Annotated in this window: 18 protein-coding genes and 5 tRNA genes; 16 read left to right on the forward strand and 7 right to left on the reverse strand. The window is 40.3% G+C overall.

Features of this window, described 5'->3' with window-relative positions:
* The first annotated feature begins 80 nt into the window (after nucleotides 1–80).
* The 5 genes from LM917_RS13990 (at nucleotide 81) to LM917_RS14010 (ending at nucleotide 560) form a co-directional block, all read left to right on the forward strand.
* Nucleotides 81–156: transfer RNA gene (locus LM917_RS13990), tRNA-Gly, on the forward strand.
* Between the two features lie 3 nt (nucleotides 157–159).
* Nucleotides 160–236, forward strand: a tRNA-Arg gene (locus LM917_RS13995).
* Nucleotides 237–306: 70 nt separating this feature from the next.
* Nucleotides 307–383: transfer RNA gene (locus LM917_RS14000), tRNA-Pro, on the forward strand.
* A gap of 10 nt (nucleotides 384–393) precedes the next feature.
* Nucleotides 394–480 (forward strand) — tRNA-Leu (locus tag LM917_RS14005).
* Between the two features lie 6 nt (nucleotides 481–486).
* Nucleotides 487–560, forward strand: a tRNA-Gly gene (locus tag LM917_RS14010).
* Between the two features lie 135 nt (nucleotides 561–695).
* Here the strand turns inward: LM917_RS14010 and LM917_RS14015 are convergent.
* Together LM917_RS14015 and LM917_RS14020 are read right to left on the reverse strand one after the other, a co-directional pair.
* Entirely contained in the window at nucleotides 696–1,454 is a 759-nt protein-coding gene (locus LM917_RS14015; protein ID WP_232698155.1) for a GNAT family N-acetyltransferase, read from the reverse strand.
* 247 nt (nucleotides 1,455–1,701) lie between these two features.
* Nucleotides 1,702–2,853: a sensor histidine kinase gene (locus LM917_RS14020; protein WP_232698156.1), complete on the reverse strand. Its 1,152-nt coding sequence runs from the start codon at nucleotides 2,851–2,853 to the stop codon at nucleotides 1,702–1,704.
* Between the two features lie 227 nt (nucleotides 2,854–3,080).
* On the opposite strand from LM917_RS14020, the gene LM917_RS14025 reads away from it, so the two are divergent.
* Nucleotides 3,081–3,797, forward strand: coding sequence for a TerC family protein (locus LM917_RS14025; protein ID WP_232698157.1), 717 nt, complete (start codon nucleotides 3,081–3,083; stop codon nucleotides 3,795–3,797).
* Nucleotides 3,798–3,976: 179 nt separating this feature from the next.
* On the opposite strand, the gene LM917_RS14030 is transcribed toward LM917_RS14025, so the two are convergent.
* Entirely contained in the window at nucleotides 3,977–4,516 is a 540-nt protein-coding gene (locus LM917_RS14030) for a DUF4871 domain-containing protein (RefSeq protein ID WP_232698158.1), read from the reverse strand.
* Between the two features lie 24 nt (nucleotides 4,517–4,540).
* Nucleotides 4,541–5,548: a DUF4871 domain-containing protein gene (locus tag LM917_RS14035; protein ID WP_232698159.1), complete on the reverse strand. Its 1,008-nt coding sequence runs from the start codon at nucleotides 5,546–5,548 to the stop codon at nucleotides 4,541–4,543.
* Between the two features lie 188 nt (nucleotides 5,549–5,736).
* On the opposite strand from LM917_RS14035, the gene LM917_RS14040 reads away from it, so the two are divergent.
* The 5 genes from LM917_RS14040 to ytfJ all read left to right on the forward strand — a co-directional run bounded on the left by LM917_RS14040 (nucleotide 5,737) and on the right by ytfJ (nucleotide 9,109).
* Nucleotides 5,737–6,360 (forward strand): YkoP family protein, encoded by a 624-nt coding sequence (locus tag LM917_RS14040; RefSeq protein ID WP_232698160.1) that lies wholly within the window; start codon nucleotides 5,737–5,739, stop codon nucleotides 6,358–6,360.
* Nucleotides 6,361–6,563: 203 nt separating this feature from the next.
* The gene (locus tag LM917_RS14045; protein ID WP_232698161.1) at nucleotides 6,564–6,761 is read left to right on the forward strand and encodes an alpha/beta-type small acid-soluble spore protein; all 198 of its coding nucleotides are present in this window, start codon (nucleotides 6,564–6,566) and stop codon (nucleotides 6,759–6,761) included.
* Nucleotides 6,762–6,918: 157 nt separating this feature from the next.
* On the forward strand, nucleotides 6,919–7,899 hold the full coding sequence (locus LM917_RS14050) for an S-layer homology domain-containing protein (protein ID WP_232698162.1): 981 nt from the start codon (nucleotides 6,919–6,921) through the stop codon (nucleotides 7,897–7,899).
* 59 nt (nucleotides 7,900–7,958) lie between these two features.
* On the forward strand, nucleotides 7,959–8,630 hold the full coding sequence (locus LM917_RS14055) for a DUF2953 domain-containing protein (RefSeq protein ID WP_232698163.1): 672 nt from the start codon (nucleotides 7,959–7,961) through the stop codon (nucleotides 8,628–8,630).
* Nucleotides 8,603–9,109, forward strand: coding sequence for a GerW family sporulation protein (gene ytfJ, locus LM917_RS14060; RefSeq protein WP_232698164.1), 507 nt, complete (start codon nucleotides 8,603–8,605; stop codon nucleotides 9,107–9,109). Before LM917_RS14055 ends, ytfJ begins: the two co-directional genes overlap by 28 nt.
* An 82-nt stretch (nucleotides 9,110–9,191) precedes the next feature.
* Here the strand turns inward: ytfJ and pyc are convergent, their stop codons facing one another.
* The 3 genes from pyc to LM917_RS14075 form a co-directional block, all read right to left on the reverse strand.
* Nucleotides 9,192–12,638 (reverse strand): pyruvate carboxylase, encoded by a 3,447-nt coding sequence (pyc, locus tag LM917_RS14065; RefSeq protein ID WP_232698165.1) that lies wholly within the window; start codon nucleotides 12,636–12,638, stop codon nucleotides 9,192–9,194.
* 201 nt (nucleotides 12,639–12,839) lie between these two features.
* Nucleotides 12,840–13,334 carry a GNAT family N-acetyltransferase gene (locus LM917_RS14070; RefSeq protein WP_232698166.1) on the reverse strand — a complete coding sequence of 165 codons (495 nt, stop codon included), beginning with the start codon at nucleotides 13,332–13,334 and terminating at the stop codon, nucleotides 12,840–12,842.
* Between the two features lie 272 nt (nucleotides 13,335–13,606).
* Nucleotides 13,607–14,725 carry an RNA-guided endonuclease InsQ/TnpB family protein gene (locus LM917_RS14075; RefSeq protein ID WP_232698167.1) on the reverse strand — a complete coding sequence of 373 codons (1,119 nt, stop codon included), beginning with the start codon at nucleotides 14,723–14,725 and terminating at the stop codon, nucleotides 13,607–13,609.
* Nucleotides 14,726–14,901: 176 nt separating this feature from the next.
* Between LM917_RS14075 and LM917_RS14080 the strand changes: the two genes are divergently transcribed.
* From LM917_RS14080 to LM917_RS14100, 5 genes are all read left to right on the forward strand, one after another.
* Complete coding sequence (locus LM917_RS14080) at nucleotides 14,902–15,729, forward strand: lipid II flippase family protein (protein ID WP_232698168.1); 828 nt, start codon at nucleotides 14,902–14,904, stop codon at nucleotides 15,727–15,729.
* A gap of 441 nt (nucleotides 15,730–16,170) precedes the next feature.
* Nucleotides 16,171–16,698, forward strand: coding sequence for a hypothetical protein (locus LM917_RS14085; RefSeq protein WP_232698169.1), 528 nt, complete (start codon nucleotides 16,171–16,173; stop codon nucleotides 16,696–16,698).
* A 91-nt stretch (nucleotides 16,699–16,789) separates the two neighbouring features.
* Complete coding sequence (gene tpx, locus LM917_RS14090) at nucleotides 16,790–17,308, forward strand: thiol peroxidase (protein WP_232698170.1); 519 nt, start codon at nucleotides 16,790–16,792, stop codon at nucleotides 17,306–17,308.
* Nucleotides 17,309–17,679: 371 nt separating this feature from the next.
* Complete coding sequence (locus LM917_RS14095) at nucleotides 17,680–18,699, forward strand: ABC transporter ATP-binding protein (protein ID WP_232698171.1); 1,020 nt, start codon at nucleotides 17,680–17,682, stop codon at nucleotides 18,697–18,699.
* Nucleotides 18,696–19,724, forward strand: a complete 1,029-nt coding sequence (locus LM917_RS14100; protein WP_232698172.1) for an ABC transporter ATP-binding protein — start codon at nucleotides 18,696–18,698, stop codon at nucleotides 19,722–19,724. Before LM917_RS14095 ends, LM917_RS14100 begins: the two co-directional genes overlap by 4 nt.
* Nucleotides 19,725–19,752: the final 28 nt, after the last annotated feature.

Genomic DNA, 19,752 nt, shown 5'->3' on the forward strand with positions numbered 1-19,752 from the left:
TCAGAGGGTCGAAGGTTCGAGTCCTTCATGGCTCACCATTTCTTTTCTTAGCATTAATTTTATGCTATAATATAACCAATGCGGACGTAGCTCAATTGGTAGAGCGTCGCCTTGCCAAGGCGAAGGTCGAGGGTTCGAGACCCTTCGTCCGCTCCATATGTGCCCTTAGCTCAGCTGGATAGAGCGTTTGACTACGAATCAAAAGGCCGGGAGTTCGAATCTCTCAGGGCACGCCATTTTTCTTTTTTATAAAGAAGATGAAAACGCTGTCTGTTAAGGCGATAAGCAGTACGGACAAATGTAAATCGGGAAGTAGCTCAGCTTGGTAGAGTACTTGGTTTGGGACCAAGGTGTCGCAGGTTCGAATCCTGTCTTCCCGACCATTTTTTCATCGCCGGGGTGGCGGAATAGGCAGACGCAACAGACTTAAAATCTGTCGGGGTTTACCCCGTACCGGTTCAAGTCCGGTCCTCGGCACCATCATTTGCGGGTGTAGTTCAATGGTAGAACTCCAGCCTTCCAAGCTGGTCGCGTGGGTTCGATTCCCATCACCCGCTCCATAATGTATACAGGGATGCTATGTAGCATTCTTTTTTTATTTGTCCATGTTAAAGGTAATGGTAATTAAATGGTAAAGAAAAAGACCTTTAAAATGGAAGGTCTTATCTCATATCATTCTGTTAATACCAAATGAGCTAATTCAGCTCTTTCAAGCTCTTTATGACTGAGTGAACAGTCATTCTATGAAATGTGATCAATTGCCCTTTATAAACGGCACTAAAAATACCATAAGGAGTTGGTGAGAGTCTCATCAATTCCTCTCTTCCTTTCATATCAATAATATCTACGTTGATCCCCAGTTTTGTAGCACCCTCAACGATATTTTCTGTTGCAATCTGTACATAAGGGCATTGAAAAGTCCGTATTATAGTTAAGTTGTTATAATGAGCTAAACGTTCTTCCCAATCAATAGGAAAGTAAGGGTCAGGTTTATCGTCGAATTTATATACAAGTAATTCAAAACCATAAGGTGCTTTGTCTACAACAGAAAAGTTTCTTTTCAAAAAGATTTCTTTGCTTGCAGCCCAAGAAGTATCTGAATTAGAGACGACTACAACACCATGTTTATTAAGCCTTTTAGCATCTTCAAGACATTTCGTAATGAGCTTTGTTCCATATCCTTTACCTGTTGAACTAACCCATAAGCAATGTATAACCAGATAGTTGTTAGCATGTACTACTCTGGAGGAAAACTCTGCTTCTATGTATTCAATGAAACCCACTGTTTTCTTGTTCTCAAGCAATTTTACATACGTTAGCCCTTCTTCAAAACTATTATGTAACCATTTATTTTTATTGATATATCCTTTCGATGTTTGTTTACTTCTGAGGCAAAAGCTACCCATTCCTTCCAAAAGCTCATGGTTTACTTCAACTAATTGTATCGTTTCCATAAATTACCTCCTGTTTCCTAATTCCTTTTTCGACTTATTTATAGACTCCACCTTTTTGAAAAGGTTTGTTCTACTTTACAAAATGAATAATAAGTACAAGCCTTCTCGAAAAAATCGAAAAGGCTTGTCTAATAATGAAATGTCCATGTACTACCTTCATAGTGCTTCTTCCCTATACAATTGCAATGATCGGTTAGGGAAGGAGGGGAGCTTATTTGCAAGGAGGACGAATGATCTAAGTTTCTTCTTATTGAGTAATCGGATGGTTATAGGGCAATTGAATAATAAACCGAGTACGCTCACGATTCGATTCACAAATAATTTGACCATTATGTTTATCGATCAAGTTTTTACAAATGGAGAGACCAATACCTACGCCTTCATTTTTTGTAGAGAAAAAAGGCTGAAACATGATATCCACCAGATCCTCAGGTATTTCTTCCCCGTTATTTTCAACAATTATCGTGAGGGAGTCTAAATGATTATAGCTAGAGATTTGAACAAATTTGTGTGTATTGGTGCTGACAGCATCGATTGCATTATTTAATAGGTGAATAATAACTTGAAGTAAACCTTCTTTATAACAGTAGAAATAACAGGGCTCCATTCGAATGCTTAACGTCACGTTCTCAGCATGAAGTCTGGGGATCACTAAAAGTTCCACTTCTTGAAGTAAGTCAACCATAGATATTTCTTTGTATACTTCATCAAGTATTGGTTTTTTGCAAAAGCTGAGAAAGCCAGTGATGAGTCGGTGGAATCCGTCAAATTCATGAAACACAACATTTACATAACCCTCAAGCTCTGAATTTCCAGAAGCATTTTCTCTAATCAGTTTAAGGAATCCTTCAATCGCACATAACGGGTTTCGTAGTTCATGCGCCATGTTTGCAGCAATCTTGTCAAGAACATCTAATTTGTCATGATGTAGAAACGAGATAGCTTCTTCTTTTTTGTTAAGTTCAAGCTGTACTAAATCTTCGTATTTTTGTACTGCTTGATAGAGAGTATTATCTATCACTTCTTTAAATTTCTTTGAAACATCCGAAAAATTTTCTGGTGATAAATATACATTCTTTAGCTGGGTATCAAAAACATCTGAATAGACTTGATCAAGTGTATGATAGGTTTTTAATAACAAAGACAGTGGAAGTTTCTGGGACCAGAACCAAATCCCCATTTCATGAGAGGATTGAGAAACTTGACATTTATAATCATCATGTAGCAAGAAAAATGATAACAGATAACAGGTAGTATCAGATATTTCCTGAGGGAGTCTCTCTGGGTAGGAATAGTAGAGGCTGTCGAGCTCCTGTAACCATTTATCCTTAATCGTTGGTACCAACGTAGCGATAATATTTGTGAGTTGCTCATAGGTTAGTAAAGGCATGTGAACCATTTTTAACTATCACCCTCCTCGTCCTAATCAAGATTACTACGATTTTCCAACAAAAAACACCCTTTTTGTTGGAAAATCGTAAGTCAAATTCCGACAAAAATAACGAAGAAAGGCTTACACTTTATTCCAATTAAGTGACACTTCATTCACAATAAAAAGATTTAAAAGTGGTAGAATTTATTTTGAGATAAAATGTAATGAATTAAGTGGAGGAGCCTGAAGTACAAATGGAAACAGAAATAGTAATCGCTTTATTAAACATCTTGGTGATCGACCTAGTATTAAGTGGTGATAATGCTGTAGTAATCGGGATGGCATGTCAAGGCTTAGCACCAGCTGATAGGAAAAAGGCCATTATGTTTGGTACATTAGGGGCAGTCGTATTACGCGTATTACTGACTCTAGTTGCTGCATTTTTATTAACTATCCTTATGGTTAAAGCTGTTGGTGGTATCATGTTGGTCGGTATTGCTCTGAAGCTTCTGAGTGATAAGAGTGATGGCGGAGAAGAGATTGGTCAACAAAAAAGTATGAGCACTGCGATAAAAACGATTATCATGGCAGACTTGGTGATGAGTCTGGATAATGTATTAGCAGTCGGTGGGGCTGCTCATGGTAACTTTTTACTTGTATTGTTTGGACTAGCTGTAAGTATACCATTACTCATGGTTGGTAGTAATATGATTGCAACCTTGTTAAATAAATACCCATCTCTTATGTACGTGGGTGTAGTAATCCTGGCACATACTGCTATCACCATGTTTTTATCTGATCCGATTGTTGATCGATTCATGCCAGGTTTGATTATGAACAATGTTCAACTGACCTCAATAATTCTGTCAGGACTTATTCTTGCCTACGGAATCTGGAGAAAAAAAGCTGCGACTACAAAAGAATGGTCCGGGCAAACTGCTAAACAGGAAACAAAAATGGAAAGAATTTAGTTATGAATATAGAAAAGTAACCGAATAGAATAACCTATTCAAGTAAAATGGATCGTATAATTTTTCCCCTTGTTACTCAAGTATTGTAAGAGGGAAACTTACATCGATCCATTTTTTTACTGTTAGAGATTGTATTAACCTCATATAGCTCTTCGATTTGACTTCGATAGAAGCTTTTCTTACTTTTCCTCTGGCCACTCTACTACATGTACTACAATATGATCCAAAAGGACATCCTCAACATAGAAATCGAGTCTCCACAATCCGGCATGTGGGATGGAGAGATTAGATATTGTCTCATAGAAGTGGGGAGTATTGACATTAGGAGAAAGCTGCAAAATCCCCGTTACTGCCTCTACTTCAATTCCGGAGTGAGAGGGACCACTCGTTGCCTTGACTGTGAAAGGAACCTGATGCTTCCCTTCTTTATTAACCCAAACAATCCATTTGAGTTTGTTCCTTGAATCGGTATAGATTTTACCAGAGAGTAGCCCCAGACTATTCTTCTTGCCGATAAAATCTTGTGATCCGTATTCGAAGTATGTGCTGGTAATCCAAGAGTGATTTACTGAGGATGATGAGGAAGCTGGCTGGCTTGTCGTTGCTGATGTGGACTGACTAAGAGTGCTTTCTATTACCTCTGGCTTCGTAATGCGTTCCTTTAGACATCCTGATAACAACAAGCTGCATATGACAAGAGATATCCAAATACGATTCATAGGAAGTCCTCCTTTGTAGTTCCTTTATAACGACACCACAGCACTGTCAAAATATACGTCATTTACATATACATCCAGTCGCCACAAGCCTTTATCAGGAAAGGAAATACTGCCAACGGAATAACCAGGCTTGGCATAGACGTTAATCGGGAATCCAAGATGTTCAAAATCATCATCGAAACGTATGGTAACGGGATTTGTAGAGGAGGAGCCCTTTTCAGGTACGGCAACTATTTTTATTTTTGATTGCTTATTTTGAAAGGGCTTGGTCCAGAGAAATAAAGTAAAGCGATGATACCCCATTGATGCTTGTAGGGGATACCAAAAGTGAAATCCCATTCTTCCCTCGGTTCCGTGAAGTTTATCGGAGCCATAAACAAAGGTATTGCTTACTTTCCACATAACTTGTTCAGGAGATAACTCTGAAGCATTCTCAGAGACTTTTCCCTCGTTCCACGCATCTTTTACCTCTACGACGATACTCGCATAGTACTTGTTATCCAGATAAGTATCTAGTCTCCAAAGCCCGGCATAGGGAAGCGAGATCAGGGACGGAGAATGGGCATCTGCGTCTGCAAGAGGTCCTCCTAGTTCAATTTCCCAGATCTTACTTCGTGAATTGTTACTATCAACTCTGTCTAACGCAGGAAATTGCTCTCCTGTCTCCTTATGAATGGCAACTACTTTTAATTTTGCGCCCAGAAGGTGATCCCGGTCTCCCCAGACATGCCACATCATTTTATTACTGCGGCCAGAGAAAAAAAAAGGAGTATCCATGATTGCGATTTTGCCAGGGACTCCCCTCATTTGATAGGTTCCTGATGTAAATACCTGACTCAGTTCCCAAGGATAGTCCTCAGCTGGTGAAGGAGTAATTTCATCAGTCTGTAAGGAAGGTGAGGGAAGTTTTGGTCCAAATACAGGTAAAGCTTCTGGGGTAGAATAATTTGGAGGTGCAGAGGCATTTTCGCTCGTCAGACAACCTGATAAAAGTAGACTTGCAATAATTGTAAGCATTAATACTTGTTTCATCCTTTTTCACATCCTTATTCATTGATTACAAAATGGATATGTCTATTCAGCAATTAGACGAAAATAACAGTAGTTGCTTACAGTAATTTGGAAAAATCAAAAAAAACATCTGACATAGAAGCTAATTACGATGAACAGAATAACTAGGTCATATGATTTTTACATAGGAGCAAAAGGGGAGAACGCGAGTGAAAGGACTCATACTAGTACTGTGGGGAATATGGGATGTTTGCTATCACTACTGCAGACGGTTGAGATACATACAGAAAGAGAAAAATATTTTCCGATATCTAATCGTGAAATATAACGGGGAGACATTACGTTCAAATAATGGAGCTATGATCAAGCAAGGAGATTTAATTGTTCAACTCCATATTCATAATTACATTTTGGCTAAACGTTGTCGTTATATGAATAGTGAAATACAAATGGGTCTAGTCTTGAGAAACGAAATTAAGCGATCACTGCCTATGCTGGCAGAGGTGCTTTCCAATCATGCAAAAGAGAAGCAGATAGCTGGAATTGTGGGGACAACACTTTTAAATAAAGGGGGTACCCAGCTTGGTTTCTCGTTAGCGCCAGTTCCAAAAACGGCATGGTTTCGCTTTAAAAGCATGTATCTGCGTTGGCTAAAATACCTCATGCAGCCTTCAAGCATGCGTGTGAGGAAATCAGTTAACCGATCAACTAAATGGAAAGTTTTTTCAAAAAACGGTGACCAGAAGAAAAGTGGGTCACTTCAACGGGTATTTATGACGAAACAGGAGCTATACAACATGTTTTTGCTAAGGGGAAACAACACAACCAGCTAATTATTCCCATGCATGACTCCGTTGGATTCTACACATAGTATAGCTACATTCAAAGGACAACTAGTTTACCGGCAAATAAATATACATAGCACCTTGTTGACAGCAATGAGGACGTGAGGGAACGTAGAACGTAAACCTAACATTCTGATTGCTGTCAACAAAATAATTGACAGCAAAAACACTACGACTGGAGTGAACAGGTTATGGCAAACAACGGTTCTAGCAACAACCTAGTGGTTCCTCAAGCAAACCAAGCTTTGGATCAATTGAAATATGAGATTGCTACCGAATTCGGAGTACATCTTGGACCAGACACAACTTCTCGCCAAAACGGATCTGTTGGTGGAGAAATCACTAAGCGTTTGGTAAGCTTCGCAGAACAACAATTGTCTGGTCGCTAATTGAATATGTGGATGAGAAAAGGTGCCCTCTAAGGCACCTTTTTCTTTTGTTATCCGAATTTGGAAATATTTATACATTGAGCTATTCTGAAAGCTTGTTAAAATGGAACATAGACCTTATCAGCATAAGGAACGAAAACATCTAGGAGGTTGATGTATGAGACGAAAGATGCTGATTACTGTGCTGACATGTCTATTTAGCATGCAGCTCACAGTTACACAAGCAAGTGATATAAAAGCAGAACCGCTTACTGACGTCCAGGGTCATTGGGCGGAACAGAAAATTAATGCATTACAAAAGGCTGGAGTGATCTCTGGCAACGAAGGCAACTTTATGCCAAATAAGTCAATCACCATGTCTGAACTCGTCGTTATGATCTTGAAGGCTTCTGACATTGAACCAACAAAAGCTGCGAAGTCGAGTTTTGCTGATGTATCCCTAGACAGTTGGATGTCTCCCTATATGGAAACGGCATACCGATTAGGCATTATTCATGGCTCAGTAGAAAACGGGAGAAGAACCCTGGATGCTACATCACCAATCAAACGCCAAGAACTGATTGCGATAATGAATCGGGCCAAAGGAGATAGTGGGAAAGTAAACAATGTAAAATGGTCAGATACCTACAATACATTGAAAAATTATCCCGATCATCAGCAAGTCCCAACCTGGAGCCAACGAGAGTACGTGTACGCTATCAAAAACTGGGATTTAGGGGAAATCATAGCAGGTACAGGTGACCAGCTAGACCCAACAAAAAGCGTAACTCGAGCTGAGGCCGCCAACTTTGTGTATAATTTGTTATACCAACCTGCAACGGAAGAACAGAAACAAATGAAGACAGGGTCAGTTAGCTTTCCCTACACAAAAAAGATAAATGTAAAAACAACTGCTTATGATTTTACCAATGGACCAACAAAGGGATATTTAGGATGGGATTTGCGAGAGGGTATTGTTGCCGTAGATCCTGCAATCATTCCTCTTGGTACTCATCTTTATATTGAGGGCTACGGATATGCGGTAGCAGGAGATATAGGCTCTGCTGTTAAGAAGAACCACATTGACTTGTTTATGAAGTCTAACAAGCAGTCTGAGGCTCATGGTATTAAGCAAGCTAACGTATATATTTTAGATTAACAGTTGGACATATTTGGCTCTCTTTTCGCTCATAATACTGGGTGAAAGGGGGCTTTTTTTTGTATGTTCTCGTCAGTATCGGCATAATTTTGGCTGTGCTAATCCTTTTACTAATGATTACTCCAGTTACTATTGAATTGTCATACAGTCGTCAAAGTGAGGACGACGAATTACAAATACATATCCGTATCTGGCATGGTCTTATTCGTTTTCGTTATGAGTTACCTTTTATTGATTTTGAACGCGATGGAGATGGATTTAAAATCTCAGCAGAAGTGAAGCGAGATGGCAATAAACTTCCCTATGAAGAGTTTAAAAAGGCTCTTCATAAAAGACAAATCGCCAATTATTTCCACAGGGTTCAGAGAATTATTGAACATGTTCAGGATTTTTATCCAATTATCCGTGGTGTATTGCAACATATTTCTTGTCAAAAACTAGAATGGATAACGGCAATAGGTGTAGGGGATGCTGCAGCTACAGGGACATTGATTGGCCTAGTTACCGGAGTAAAAAATATGCTGGTCGGAATGCTTTCCTATTACATTTCTTTGCAGGAGATGCCGAGTATTAGGGTGGAACCAATGTGGAATGATAACATCATCCGAACCCAGTTCCATTGTGTTCTTTTCTTTCGGGTAGGACACGCTATTGTTGCGGCAGTTCGAATCGTAATCAAATTAAGGAAAGGAAGTGCGAGTAGATGGCAGAGCACCCCATCCAAGGCTTAATGAAAACAACCATGGAAAATCTAAAGCACATGGTGGATGTAAATACGATAATTGGTGACCCGGTGGAGACACCGGATGGAAGTGTTATTTTACCTATATCAAAAGTTGGATTTGGTTTCGCTTCAGGGGGGAGTGAATTCAAAATATCTGGCGATCTCCATCCAGACCATACCCATCCATTTGGAGGAGGTAGCGGTGGAGGTGTTTCTATTACTCCTGTAGCTTTTTTAGTGGTAGGGAAACAGGGAGTGCGTTCAGTTCCACTTGAAAATCAAACCCATCTGTATGATCGTATCCTTGATTCAGTACCGGTGATTGTAGATAAATTTCAGAGCATGATGACGGAGAAAAAAGACCAGCAACAGCAACAACAGCACAATCCTCAAGGTAACGAATGCTGTGATCATACACACGTGTATACGGACCCAGTATATAAGCCGTCAAGCCGTGATGAGTTGGATGATTTGCTGGAAGACTAAAAGCTTAGCAAAACAAAAATAAAAAGCTGTTGAGGAAAAAATCACCTCAACAGCTTTTTTAACATTCCAGGAGTATTAACTCCTATTCCAGTTCAATTAACAAATCGCCAACTTCTACACTTTCGCCTTCCTTCACATAAATGGCTTTAATTGTACCATCTGTAGGAGCTTGAATAGTGGTTTCCATCTTCATCGCTTCGCTGACAATCAAATGTTGACCACGGAAAATGGTATCGTCTGGGTTAACCAATACCTTTAATACTTTTCCAGGCATAGATGCCCCAATGTGGTTTGGATTCTTATGATCAGCTTTCTGACGAACAGCAGCCGTTATTTGAGCGGAAAGGTCACGAACCGTGATGTAACGAGTTTGTCCATTTAGATCAAAGCTTACTTTTCGTGTACCATCTGGCAAAATGCTACCCACACTGTTCAGCTTGATAATTAGGGTTTTACCTTGTTCGATTGTTACCGACACTTCTTCACCAGGACGCAATCCATAGAAGAAGGCAGCGGTGCACAAATTGGATAGATCACCATACAATTTGACTGTTTGATCGTATTGAAGGAATACTTGTGGATACATGATATAAGAAAGGACTTCCAAATCGGATACTTCCCGTTCCACTTTTTCTTCCAATTCTTCTTTTAGGGTCTCAAAGTTAATCTGTGAAAGCAACTCGCCAGGACGGCATGTAAAAGCTTTCTTTCCTTTAAGAATAATTTGTTGCAATTTTTCTGGGAAACCACCAGGCGGTTGCCCTAAATATCCTTGGAAGAACTGAATAACGCTATCAGGGAAATCAATGCGTTCACCCTTCTCATAAATGTTCTCTTCCGTCAGGTCGTTCTGAACCATGAATAAAGCCATGTCGCCTACGACCTTAGAAGAAGGCGTTACTTTTACGATATCACCAAACATCTGGTTAACGGATGCATACATCTTCTTAACTTCTTCCCAGCGTCCTTCAAGACCAACTGCTTTGGCCTGTTGTTCCAGATTGGAGTATTGACCTCCTGGCATTTCGTGCATATATACTTCCGCACTGGTTGATGTCATATCACTCGCGAAACCTTGGTACATGGGGCGAACATCTTCCCAGTAGTCGGACAGCTTGTTGAATTGGTCCAGATCTAATTGAGTAGAACGATCACTTCCGTTCAGAGCAGCAATCAATCCATTTAGACTTGGTTGAGAGGTGAGTCCAGACATAGAACTGATGCTTGCATCAACAATATCTACCCCAGCTTCAATTGCTTTTAGTAACGTTGCACCGCCATTTCCTGACGAATCGTGAGTATGCAAGTGAATAGGGATACCAATCTCTTGTTTCAAGGCATGGACAAGCTGGTATGCCGCATATGGTTTTAATAAGCCAGCCATATCTTTGATGGCCAAAATGTTTGCTCCTGCTTTCTCTAGATCTTTCGCAAGAGAAATGTAGTAATTCAGGTTATATTTATCCCGGTTTGGATTGAGAATGTCACCTGTGTAGCAAATCGAAGCTTCCGCGATCTTACCAGACTCACGTACAGAATTAATGGCTACTTCCATACCTGGCAACCAGTTCAAACTATCGAAAATACGGAATACATCAATACCATTTTCAGCAGATGCCTTGATGAATGCCTGTACAGCATTATCTGGATAGTTGGCGTATCCAACTGCATTAGCTCCACGTAATAGCATTTGGAACAACACATTCGGGATTTTTTCGCGTAACAGCTGCAGGCGTTCCCAAGGAGATTCACTTAAGAATCGCATGCTCGTATCGAATGTAGCGCCGCCCCACATTTCTAGAGAGAATAAATCTCCTCCAATTTTTCCAGTTGCCTCGGCAATTGCCAACATGTCATAGGTACGAACACGAGTGGCAAACAAGGATTGGTGGGCATCACGGAAAGTTGTATCCGTTACCAAGACTTTATTCTGATTTTGAATCCACTTAATCAGTCCATCTACACCTTCTAGTTCCAGAATTTGCTTGGTTCCAGCAGGATAAGGCTGATCAAATGGTGTTTTTGGGATACGTGGCGTTACGAATAGTGGTTTTGGCTCATCCTTAGGAAGGCCAGGATAACCGTTCACCGCAATATTACCAATGTAGTTTAACAATCGAGTACCACGGTCCTGTATGCCTGGGAACTTAAATAGCTCCGGTTTGGTATCAATGAACGATGTATTGTACTGGCCTGACAAGAAATCAGGATGGGTTACTACATTTTTCAAAAACGGCAGATTTGTCTTTACGCCACGAATTCGGAATTCGCGAAGACTACGTAGCATTTTGCGAGATGCTTGCTCAAAAGTATTGGCAAAGGTACAAATTTTGACAAGCAAGGAATCATAATAAGGGGTGATAACAGCACCAGGATAACCATTATTACCATCTAAACGTACTCCAAAACCTTCACCCGAGCGGAAAGCAAGCAACTTACCTGCGTCTGGGATAAAACCATTTTCCGGGTCCTCAGTAGTTACACGACACTGGATGGCGAATCCGCTCATTTTGATTTCCTCTTGTGAAGAAATGCCAATTTGCGGGTCGCTTAAATGGTATCCTTCTGCCACACGAATTTGGGCTTGAACGATATCAATTCCTGTAATCAGTTCTGTAATCGTATGCTCTACCTGAATACGAGGGTTTACTTCTATGAAATAAAACTTATTGTCAGGTGTTAACAAGAATTCAACAGTACCCGCATTCGAGTATCCTGCGGCTTTCATCAGTTGAAGAGCAGATCCACAAATTTCCTGACGCAATTCTTCTGTCAGAGTGGTACTAGGTGCAACCTCTACCACTTTTTGATGGCGACGCTGGATGGAACAATCCCGTTCAAATAAATGAACGATGTTTCCATAGTTGTCACCCACAATTTGTACTTCGATATGCTTCGGCTCCTCCAGGTAGCGCTCCAGATATACTTCAGCGTTACCAAAAGAAGACTTCGCTTCCGAACGTGCACGATCAAGCGCTTCCTGAAGCTCTTCAGGTCCTCGGACAATTCGCATACCGCGTCCGCCGCCACCTGAAACACCTTTGATAATAATCGGATAACCGTTTACTCTGGCAAACTGCATCGCTTCATCCAATGAATCGATTGGATGTTCTGTTCCGGGTATTACCGGAATACCTGCGGAGATAGCCAGTTTACGGGCTTCAACCTTATCACCGAATTTTTGAATTAACTCTGAGGATGGACCAATAAAAATAATTCCTTCTTCGGCACAACGAGTTGCAAATTCAGTGTTTTCAGCAAGAAAACCATATCCGGGATGAATTGCATCGATGTTGTGTCGCTTGGCAATCTCAATGATTCCCTCTACATCGAGATATGCTTCAATAGGTCCTTTTCCTTCGCCTATCAGATAGGACTCATCCGCTTTAAAGCGATGAAGAGAAATATTGTCCTGTTCCGAATAAATAGCGACAGTACGAATGGACAACTCTGTAGCTGCACGGAAGATACGGATAGCGATCTCACCACGATTGGCTACAAGCAGTCTTTTAATTTTTTTCAGCTCCATGACTCTCTCCCCTGTTCGAAATATAAGTGAGTTGACTCCTATCAAGTAGTTTCTTTTACTATACAGAAAAGAAGAACTGATTACATCCCTTTTTTGGTGAAAAAATTAACACAATAGTATTACTATTACCCAAAATTATCTTTGTTGATCAAGGAAAATAATAGAATTATTCTTTTGCAGGCCTTATATTTGAAGTTTTACCTAATGTTGATCATTCATATACCTATGAAGAAAGGCTAGATGAAAATTGGGTGCTACCTCTTTCGTTCCTGAAAGAATGAAACCTTGTTTTTCATAGAGGCGAATGGCAGGAATGTTTTTGGCACCAGTATGGACTTTTATTTCATGATAGGCGGAGAAATGGTCCAGGATATAGTGAAGTAGAGTATGAGCTACACCCTTCCGAAAATGATCAGGATGAACAACCATACGGCAGATGGTCATCATGTTCTTCTCGGCGGTTGATTCACTCTCACTTTTTTCTACAGAACATACAGCGATAAGTTCATTCTCTTCATAACATCCATAAAAAATCTCGGTTGATTGTTGAATGGATGATGCGGTATCAAGTAATGCTGGGATGCCTGAAAATTCAATAATAGAAGCTTCAATTTGATAGGCTGGCAGTTGAATATGCAGGATTTGTTCGGCAATTTCCTGCTTATGATGTGACAGTTGTTTAACCAGAAAAGACATGACTACCCCCCTTAATACGGAATGTTGCTTTCCTTCCGCTACAATAAAGTATAAAATGGGTTATCGTTAAATGGGAAGAAAAAGAGATTATGATATGGAAGATAACAGGTTTATATATGAATAGGGGAGTACATAATCGTCAACAACTCATGACTAAAGTCACGAGCTTGTAACTACCCAATAGTCAGAACGTCTTTCGACTCCTATCTTTTATCGCTTTTGCAAGCGTGGTGTTACATCATGGCAGGCTGACAGCTACCCAACAAAAGAAGCTATGCTCCAGTTGTTACTTCAACGACGTACTCAATTCCTTTTCGTTGAAGGTTCATTGCGCCAATGCGATCATCGTTTGATGTGTACTGACATGTTTTACAGCAGAATACATGTATTTTCTTGTTTCGATTAGATTTTTCCGTGTGACCGCACTTTGGACAGGTTTGGGATGTGTATCGTGGATCAACTGCGATTACTTTAGATTGTTGCAAAGTAGCTTTGTATTCCAGCATGTGACGTAATTGGTAGAATGCCCAAGAAACTGTCTCATATCGATCTTTAACACGCACACGTTCAGTGGCTTGGCGAACACCTGCCAAGTCTTCAACAACGAAGAGTGTATTTGCTCCATACCGATCTACGAGTGCCTTACTAACAGTGTGGTTAACATCTGTCATCCAACGGTTTTCTCGTTGACCGATTTTCTTTAAACGTCTACGTGAAGAAGCAGTTTGCTTCATTTGCAGTTGTTTACGTAAATATTTATACTTCGCTCGCTTATGCTTAACATGTTTTCCGTTAAAGAAGGTTGTTTTTTCTTTTGAATCATAGGCTGCAGCAATAAAGTTAATACCCATATCAATCCCAACCACTTGCTTTATGTTGTGGGAATCTGGTTCAGAAACTTCCTTTGTCATTGGAATATGCAGAGAAAACTTTCCATATTTATGGACGATCTTGGCTGTACCAAAAGACCAAGAGCCATCAAAGTATTGTTCCATCGCTTTTGACTCGTAAGGCACTTTAATTCTACCTTGTAGAGTATTCACTGAAAATAATCCTTGGACGAGCGAATAGTCACGATTCCATACAAGATCATATTCTGCTTTCTTGAACACAATCTTCGGCCATGCATGTTTGTTACTTTTTGTAGATTTGTAACGTGCAATTACCGTCTTCATAACCGACTGTGCCATTTGTGAACGTAGTAGGTATTCCGTTCGCAGTGCATCGTAAGTCATTTTATGTAGCTTGAGTTGTGACAATTGTTTGGTTTCAAAGATTACAGAAGAAACATAGTTACAGCCAGAACGATAGGCACGTAATGTTTGCTTCAATAATGCTACTTGCTCTATAGTAGGCTTTATTTTGATTTTAGCTGTGAGTGTTATTTGCATACTGATTCACCTCACTTTCACTAATAAAAGTTTATTGTCGGCAATAGTGAAAGTAAATAGGTAATTGAAAGGAGGTTCAGTGGAGTGTTTCGTTTCATTTAACGTGGCTATAAGCCACGCCTGAAACGACTCAGTTTCCTCACACGACTAAAGTTGCGTGTCTCCACTGAGATATCATGAAATTAATCATCGTGGTGATTGTTACCATGTTGATTAGCTGCGTAGAGACCGTCTCCTATGCAGCGCGTTTATCCGGGGCGCGCACGGGTAAGATTGGAGCATCTACCTCGCTTTTCAACATTCTGGTTTTGTTTGCTCGATTTGCGGTTATGAGTCAATCGGTTCTGCTAGCATCAATGCTGGAAGCTGTTACACAATATAACGGAAAAATACCTGAGATGAGCTATCAGGAGCTCATGGATGGATTATTATTAAATTTTCGAGTGGTTTTATTAGCGATGAGTGCCGGAATTGTGCTGGGCATGTTTTTATTGCCGACAGTGGCACGTATTTTGGCTATCGGTACAAAGAAGCTGGATGAGCATGGAAGTGTACCTAAAATAATTATGAGTGAAGGTATTTTACGTATTCTTTGGCGTGTACCTTCCCAATTTTGGATACCTTCCTTTCGAAATAACCTACGCGAATTACGCTCAACGAAGATCGGTGCTACTTTTTTCTGGATGAACGCAGTCATTTTTTCTTTTTACTCGATTGCTATACTTTCCTCGCTTTTTGCAGGGGTTATCGTCCCTGATAATCGAACGGTAGCTAACCAGATGGCAACGGTAATCAATGGAATAGGAACCATCCTGTTAGTAATTTTCGTCGATCCAGTCTCATCTAAAATGCTGGATGATGTTGTATGCGACAAGAGACAAGAGCGTGATTTAAAAGTGATGGTAACTCACTTGGGAGCAGGTCGACTCTTAGGAACATTTGCCGCCCAACTCTTGTTATACCCTTTCGCATATCTCATTTCACTAATCGCCCCTTATATCTAGTAGATAATAAGGGTGAGACAGTAGAATAGACACCTTGATCCCTCCCTCTGCCAGTAAGCTAGCAGAGAGGCAATCAAGGTGTTTTTTTGTAGTTAATCATTAAAATACCCCAGAGCTGATCCTAACAATTATTTACCCAAAACTCGTTCCGAAGAAGAAGCAGCTGTTTCGTCAAGCGCCTTTATCATCCTACCAAGCGTAGCAGTGAACAGCGGGGATCAAAAAGTGCAACCTATGAATCACTACCGTGTATCTGCTACTTTTTGCACTTTCCCCGCTGTACACTGCGAAGCGAACACTACTGCTTCTTAGCTGGATGATAACCAGCGCACGGACGAAACAGCTGCTTCTTCTTCGACCACATTTCGTCGATGATAAAATAAAAGCAAGATTGCTTACAACTAAATATTTCTGACGAGAATAAAGGGAGGAGGAGATACTATGGACCTGACAAGTAAAGAACCTGCTGATATCTGGCGCTTACTTATACCCCGAAAACAATGGCTTTTTTCAGAGGACGTTGATCCAAGAGAACTAATTTTTAGCTATCGAGATAAGGTTTTTGTAGTGAGTGAAGACGGTTCTGTAGTCTCACTCCCTAAGCCACAACACCTAAAAAAAATGAATGTCATACAATTGCTTGATTTGCTTGCTGATGAATGGGGTACATTTGATTATGATGACCATGGCATCTTTGATGTAGGTGGAGTATTAAAAGAAATGGGCTATATTGCGCCGACTGGCAGAAATAAAGAAGATTACAGGATTGAGATCAGTAACACGCTCGACCCGGGGATGATGATAACTACCTATGAATTAAAAGGGGTAAGCTTTCGCTTTGCTCTATATCATGGGGTTCTTTTTTGCCATGAATTGAATCAGAAAAGCGATGGCTTGTATGAGTATGAGGTAAAGCAAATCATCAAGCTTGGGGAAGAGCAGGTCGAAACTTTTCAATACCTACATTAAGTGCATTTTGATAGTGATAAGTTTAAAAATATCATGTATGATAGTCCTGATAGGTGTGCTACATAGTTATATATTATGAGGAGGGTTACCCATGTCCGCAATTGAACGCCAAGGTATTGTAACTTTTAAAAACAATCCAGTAACGCTACAGGGCCCAGAAATTAAAGTAGGAGATACTGCTCCTGATTTTAAAGTACTAGCTAATGACCTTAGCGAGGTTACGCTTGCTGATTCTAAAGGAACGGTAAGAATCATTTCCGTAGTTCCTTCTCTAGATACAGGTGTATGCGATCAACAAACTCGCCGTTTCAATGAAGAAGCTGCAAGTCTTGACGGAGTAACAATCCTAACAGTTTCCGTAGACTTGCCTTTCGCACAAAGCCGTTGGTGCGGAGCTGCTGGAATCGATAAAGTAAAAACTGTTTCTGACCACCGTGACCTTTCTTTTGGACTAGCTTATGGTGTAGCAATTAAGGAGCTTCGTTTATTGTCCCGTGCAGTATTCGTAGTTGATTCTAACGATAAGGTTGTGCATGCTGAATATGTTCCTGCTGTAGGTCAACACCCTAATTATGAAGCAGCAATTGAAGCGGCAAGTGCAGCGAAGTAAATAACTAATAGTTTAAATGTAAATCACTAATGGCAGCCTTTTCTTAGGAAAGGGCTGTTTTTTTGATATAAGGATGCAGAAATCTGGAAAAGAGAAGTGTTGTTTTCTGGTAGACATAACGGTTTTTTTGCTGTATTTAATGGAGAATCTTCTACATAAAATGATACTAAATGAAGCGAATTCGTACTCATATCCTCGTTAAACATTTAATAAATCTCTATTATTATCAATAATATCACTAGAAACAATTGGCAAAAATGTTGACTTTAGGTATTAAAGCATACATAATATGTATAATTGTATTTTTTGAAAATTAAATTTATTGCGCAATTTTCTTTTCTATTTTATTTTTCCAGTAAAGCAGGTGAAGCATGCACACACAAAAGAAAGAAGCTTTATTAGAGATTTCTGAACTAGAAGCTGGATTTATGATCAACAAGCAGTTTTACAATGCGGTTGATAAAGTCTCGTTCAAGGTTAACCCGGGAAAAGTGATTTGCGTCGTAGGTGAATCGGGTTGCGGTAAAAGCGTAATGTCTCTGTCAATTATGGGCCTTCTACCGAAACAGGTAGGCAAGGTAGCTAGAGGTACGATTCGCTTCCAAGGCAGAAATCTTACTGAGATTACCAATGATGAGTACAACAAAATCAGAGGTAAAGAAATTGGTATGATCTTTCAGGAGCCTATGACTGCACTTAATCCTGTATTTACGATTGGATACCAGCTAGAAGAAGTATTGTTTAATCATCTGAAAATTTCAAAAAAAGAAGCAAGGCAACGTTCTATTGAATTACTCTCCCACGTAGGCATTCCCAGACCGGAAAAAATCGTAGATCAATTCCCTCACCAATTATCCGGTGGAATGAGACAACGCGTTATGATTGCCATGGCAATTTCCTGCCAACCTAAACTGCTTATAGCAGACGAACCCACCACTGCATTAGATGTTACCATCCAGGCACAAATCCTGGAATTGCTCCGTGATATTCAAGAGAAGAGCGGCATGGCAGTTATGCTCATCACCCACGATCTTGGTGTCGTTGCAGAAATGGCTGATGAAGTAATGGTCATGTATGCCGGAAAAATTGTTGAGCAAGGAACTGCAGATCAAATATTTAACGACCCCAAACATCCCTACTTACAACTACTACTTGAAGCCATTCCTAGATTAGACGAAGAAAAAGATCGACTTTATTCCATAAAAGGGATTGTACCATCTATTGTGAATATGCCAAAAACGGGGTGCCGTTTCGTTTCCCGATGTCCTAAAGCGATGCCTGATTGCTCCGAGGTCAGTCCGGATATGGGAGATGTCGGTTTCGAGCACAAAGTTCGCTGCCTGCTCTATCCGGAAAGCTATCCCAAGGAAGTAACGGAGGCGTCGCGATGAACCAATCAAACACACTACGTATAAACACTTCTACCCTTACAAAATCAACTGAAACGAACTTGTTGGAAGTAAAAAATTTAAAGAAATATTATCCAATAACCAGTGGCTTATTGCGAAAGGAAATTGGCCAAGTAAAAGCGGTCGATGATATCTCATTTACCCTAAAGGATGGAGAAACACTTGGTCTAGTTGGTGAGTCTGGCTGTGGGAAATCAACAGCTGGTCGAACCATTCTAAGGTTGATGGACCCTACATCTGGATCTATCCACTTTCAAGGCAAAGATATTACAAAAATATCGGGAGGAACCCTTCGTAAAGTAAGACAAGATATGCAGATGGTATTTCAGGACCCCTATGCTTCTCTTAACCCGAAAATGATGGTGGGACATCTGGTTTCTGAACCTATTCGTAACTATTACCCAAATCGTAAGGAAAATGAAACGCGGTCTGAGGTAATGGAATTGTTAAATCGAGTAGGTCTGTCTGAAGAGGCCTATTACAAATATCCGCACGAGTTTTCAGGAGGACAGCGACAACGTATCGGTATTGCCCGTGCCTTGGCATTGCGTCCCAAATTGATTCTTGCTGATGAGCCTGTTTCTGCACTTGATGTATCCGTACAGTCACAGGTGCTTAATCTCATGCAGGATTTGCAACAAGAGTTTAAATTATCCTATCTCTTTATCGCCCACAATCTGAGTGTTGTTAAGCATATCAGCGATCGGATTGGTGTCATGTATCTAGGCAGATTGGTAGAGATTACTGACAAAAAAAGTTTGTACAGAGAACCTCTACATCCATATACACAAGCATTATTGTCTACGATTCCGGTTCCAGACCCACAAGCTCGCTTCAAAAAGGAAAGGATTATTCTGCAGGGGGATGTACCATCACCAGAGAATCCACCGCTTGGATGCGCTTTTCACCTGCGCTGTCCCTATGTAAAGCCAGTATGTGAACAAATCAAACCTCCATTGAAGGAGGTGAGTTCCGGACACCAGGTAGCGTGCCATTTATATGGGTAGATTACATGAATCAGAAATGGAAGAAGAT

The organism is Brevibacillus daliensis (genome assembly GCF_021245735.1).
In the GTDB taxonomy this organism is placed as follows: domain Bacteria; phylum Bacillota; class Bacilli; order Brevibacillales; family Brevibacillaceae; genus Brevibacillus_B; species Brevibacillus_B daliensis.

Coding starts and splice junctions, on each gene's coding strand:
- LM917_RS14015 (WP_232698155.1), bottom strand. CDS start 1,454: ATGGAAACGATACAATTAGTTGAAGTAAACCATGAGCTTTTGGAAGGA.
- LM917_RS14020 (WP_232698156.1), bottom strand. CDS start 2,853: ATGGTTCACATGCCTTTACTAACCTATGAGCAACTCACAAATATTATC.
- LM917_RS14025 (WP_232698157.1), top strand. CDS start 3,081: ATGGAAACAGAAATAGTAATCGCTTTATTAAACATCTTGGTGATCGAC.
- LM917_RS14030 (WP_232698158.1), bottom strand. CDS start 4,516: ATGAATCGTATTTGGATATCTCTTGTCATATGCAGCTTGTTGTTATCA.
- LM917_RS14035 (WP_232698159.1), bottom strand. CDS start 5,548: ATGAAACAAGTATTAATGCTTACAATTATTGCAAGTCTACTTTTATCA.
- LM917_RS14045 (WP_232698161.1), top strand. CDS start 6,564: ATGGCAAACAACGGTTCTAGCAACAACCTAGTGGTTCCTCAAGCAAAC.
- LM917_RS14050 (WP_232698162.1), top strand. CDS start 6,919: ATGAGACGAAAGATGCTGATTACTGTGCTGACATGTCTATTTAGCATG.
- ytfJ (WP_232698164.1), top strand. CDS start 8,603: ATGGCAGAGCACCCCATCCAAGGCTTAATGAAAACAACCATGGAAAAT.
- pyc (WP_232698165.1), bottom strand. CDS start 12,638: ATGGAGCTGAAAAAAATTAAAAGACTGCTTGTAGCCAATCGTGGTGAG.
- LM917_RS14070 (WP_232698166.1), bottom strand. CDS start 13,334: ATGTCTTTTCTGGTTAAACAACTGTCACATCATAAGCAGGAAATTGCC.
- LM917_RS14075 (WP_232698167.1), bottom strand. CDS start 14,725: ATGCAAATAACACTCACAGCTAAAATCAAAATAAAGCCTACTATAGAG.
- LM917_RS14080 (WP_232698168.1), top strand. CDS start 14,902: ATGAAATTAATCATCGTGGTGATTGTTACCATGTTGATTAGCTGCGTA.
- LM917_RS14085 (WP_232698169.1), top strand. CDS start 16,171: ATGGACCTGACAAGTAAAGAACCTGCTGATATCTGGCGCTTACTTATA.
- tpx (WP_232698170.1), top strand. CDS start 16,790: ATGTCCGCAATTGAACGCCAAGGTATTGTAACTTTTAAAAACAATCCA.
- LM917_RS14095 (WP_232698171.1), top strand. CDS start 17,680: ATGCACACACAAAAGAAAGAAGCTTTATTAGAGATTTCTGAACTAGAA.
- LM917_RS14100 (WP_232698172.1), top strand. CDS start 18,696: ATGAACCAATCAAACACACTACGTATAAACACTTCTACCCTTACAAAA.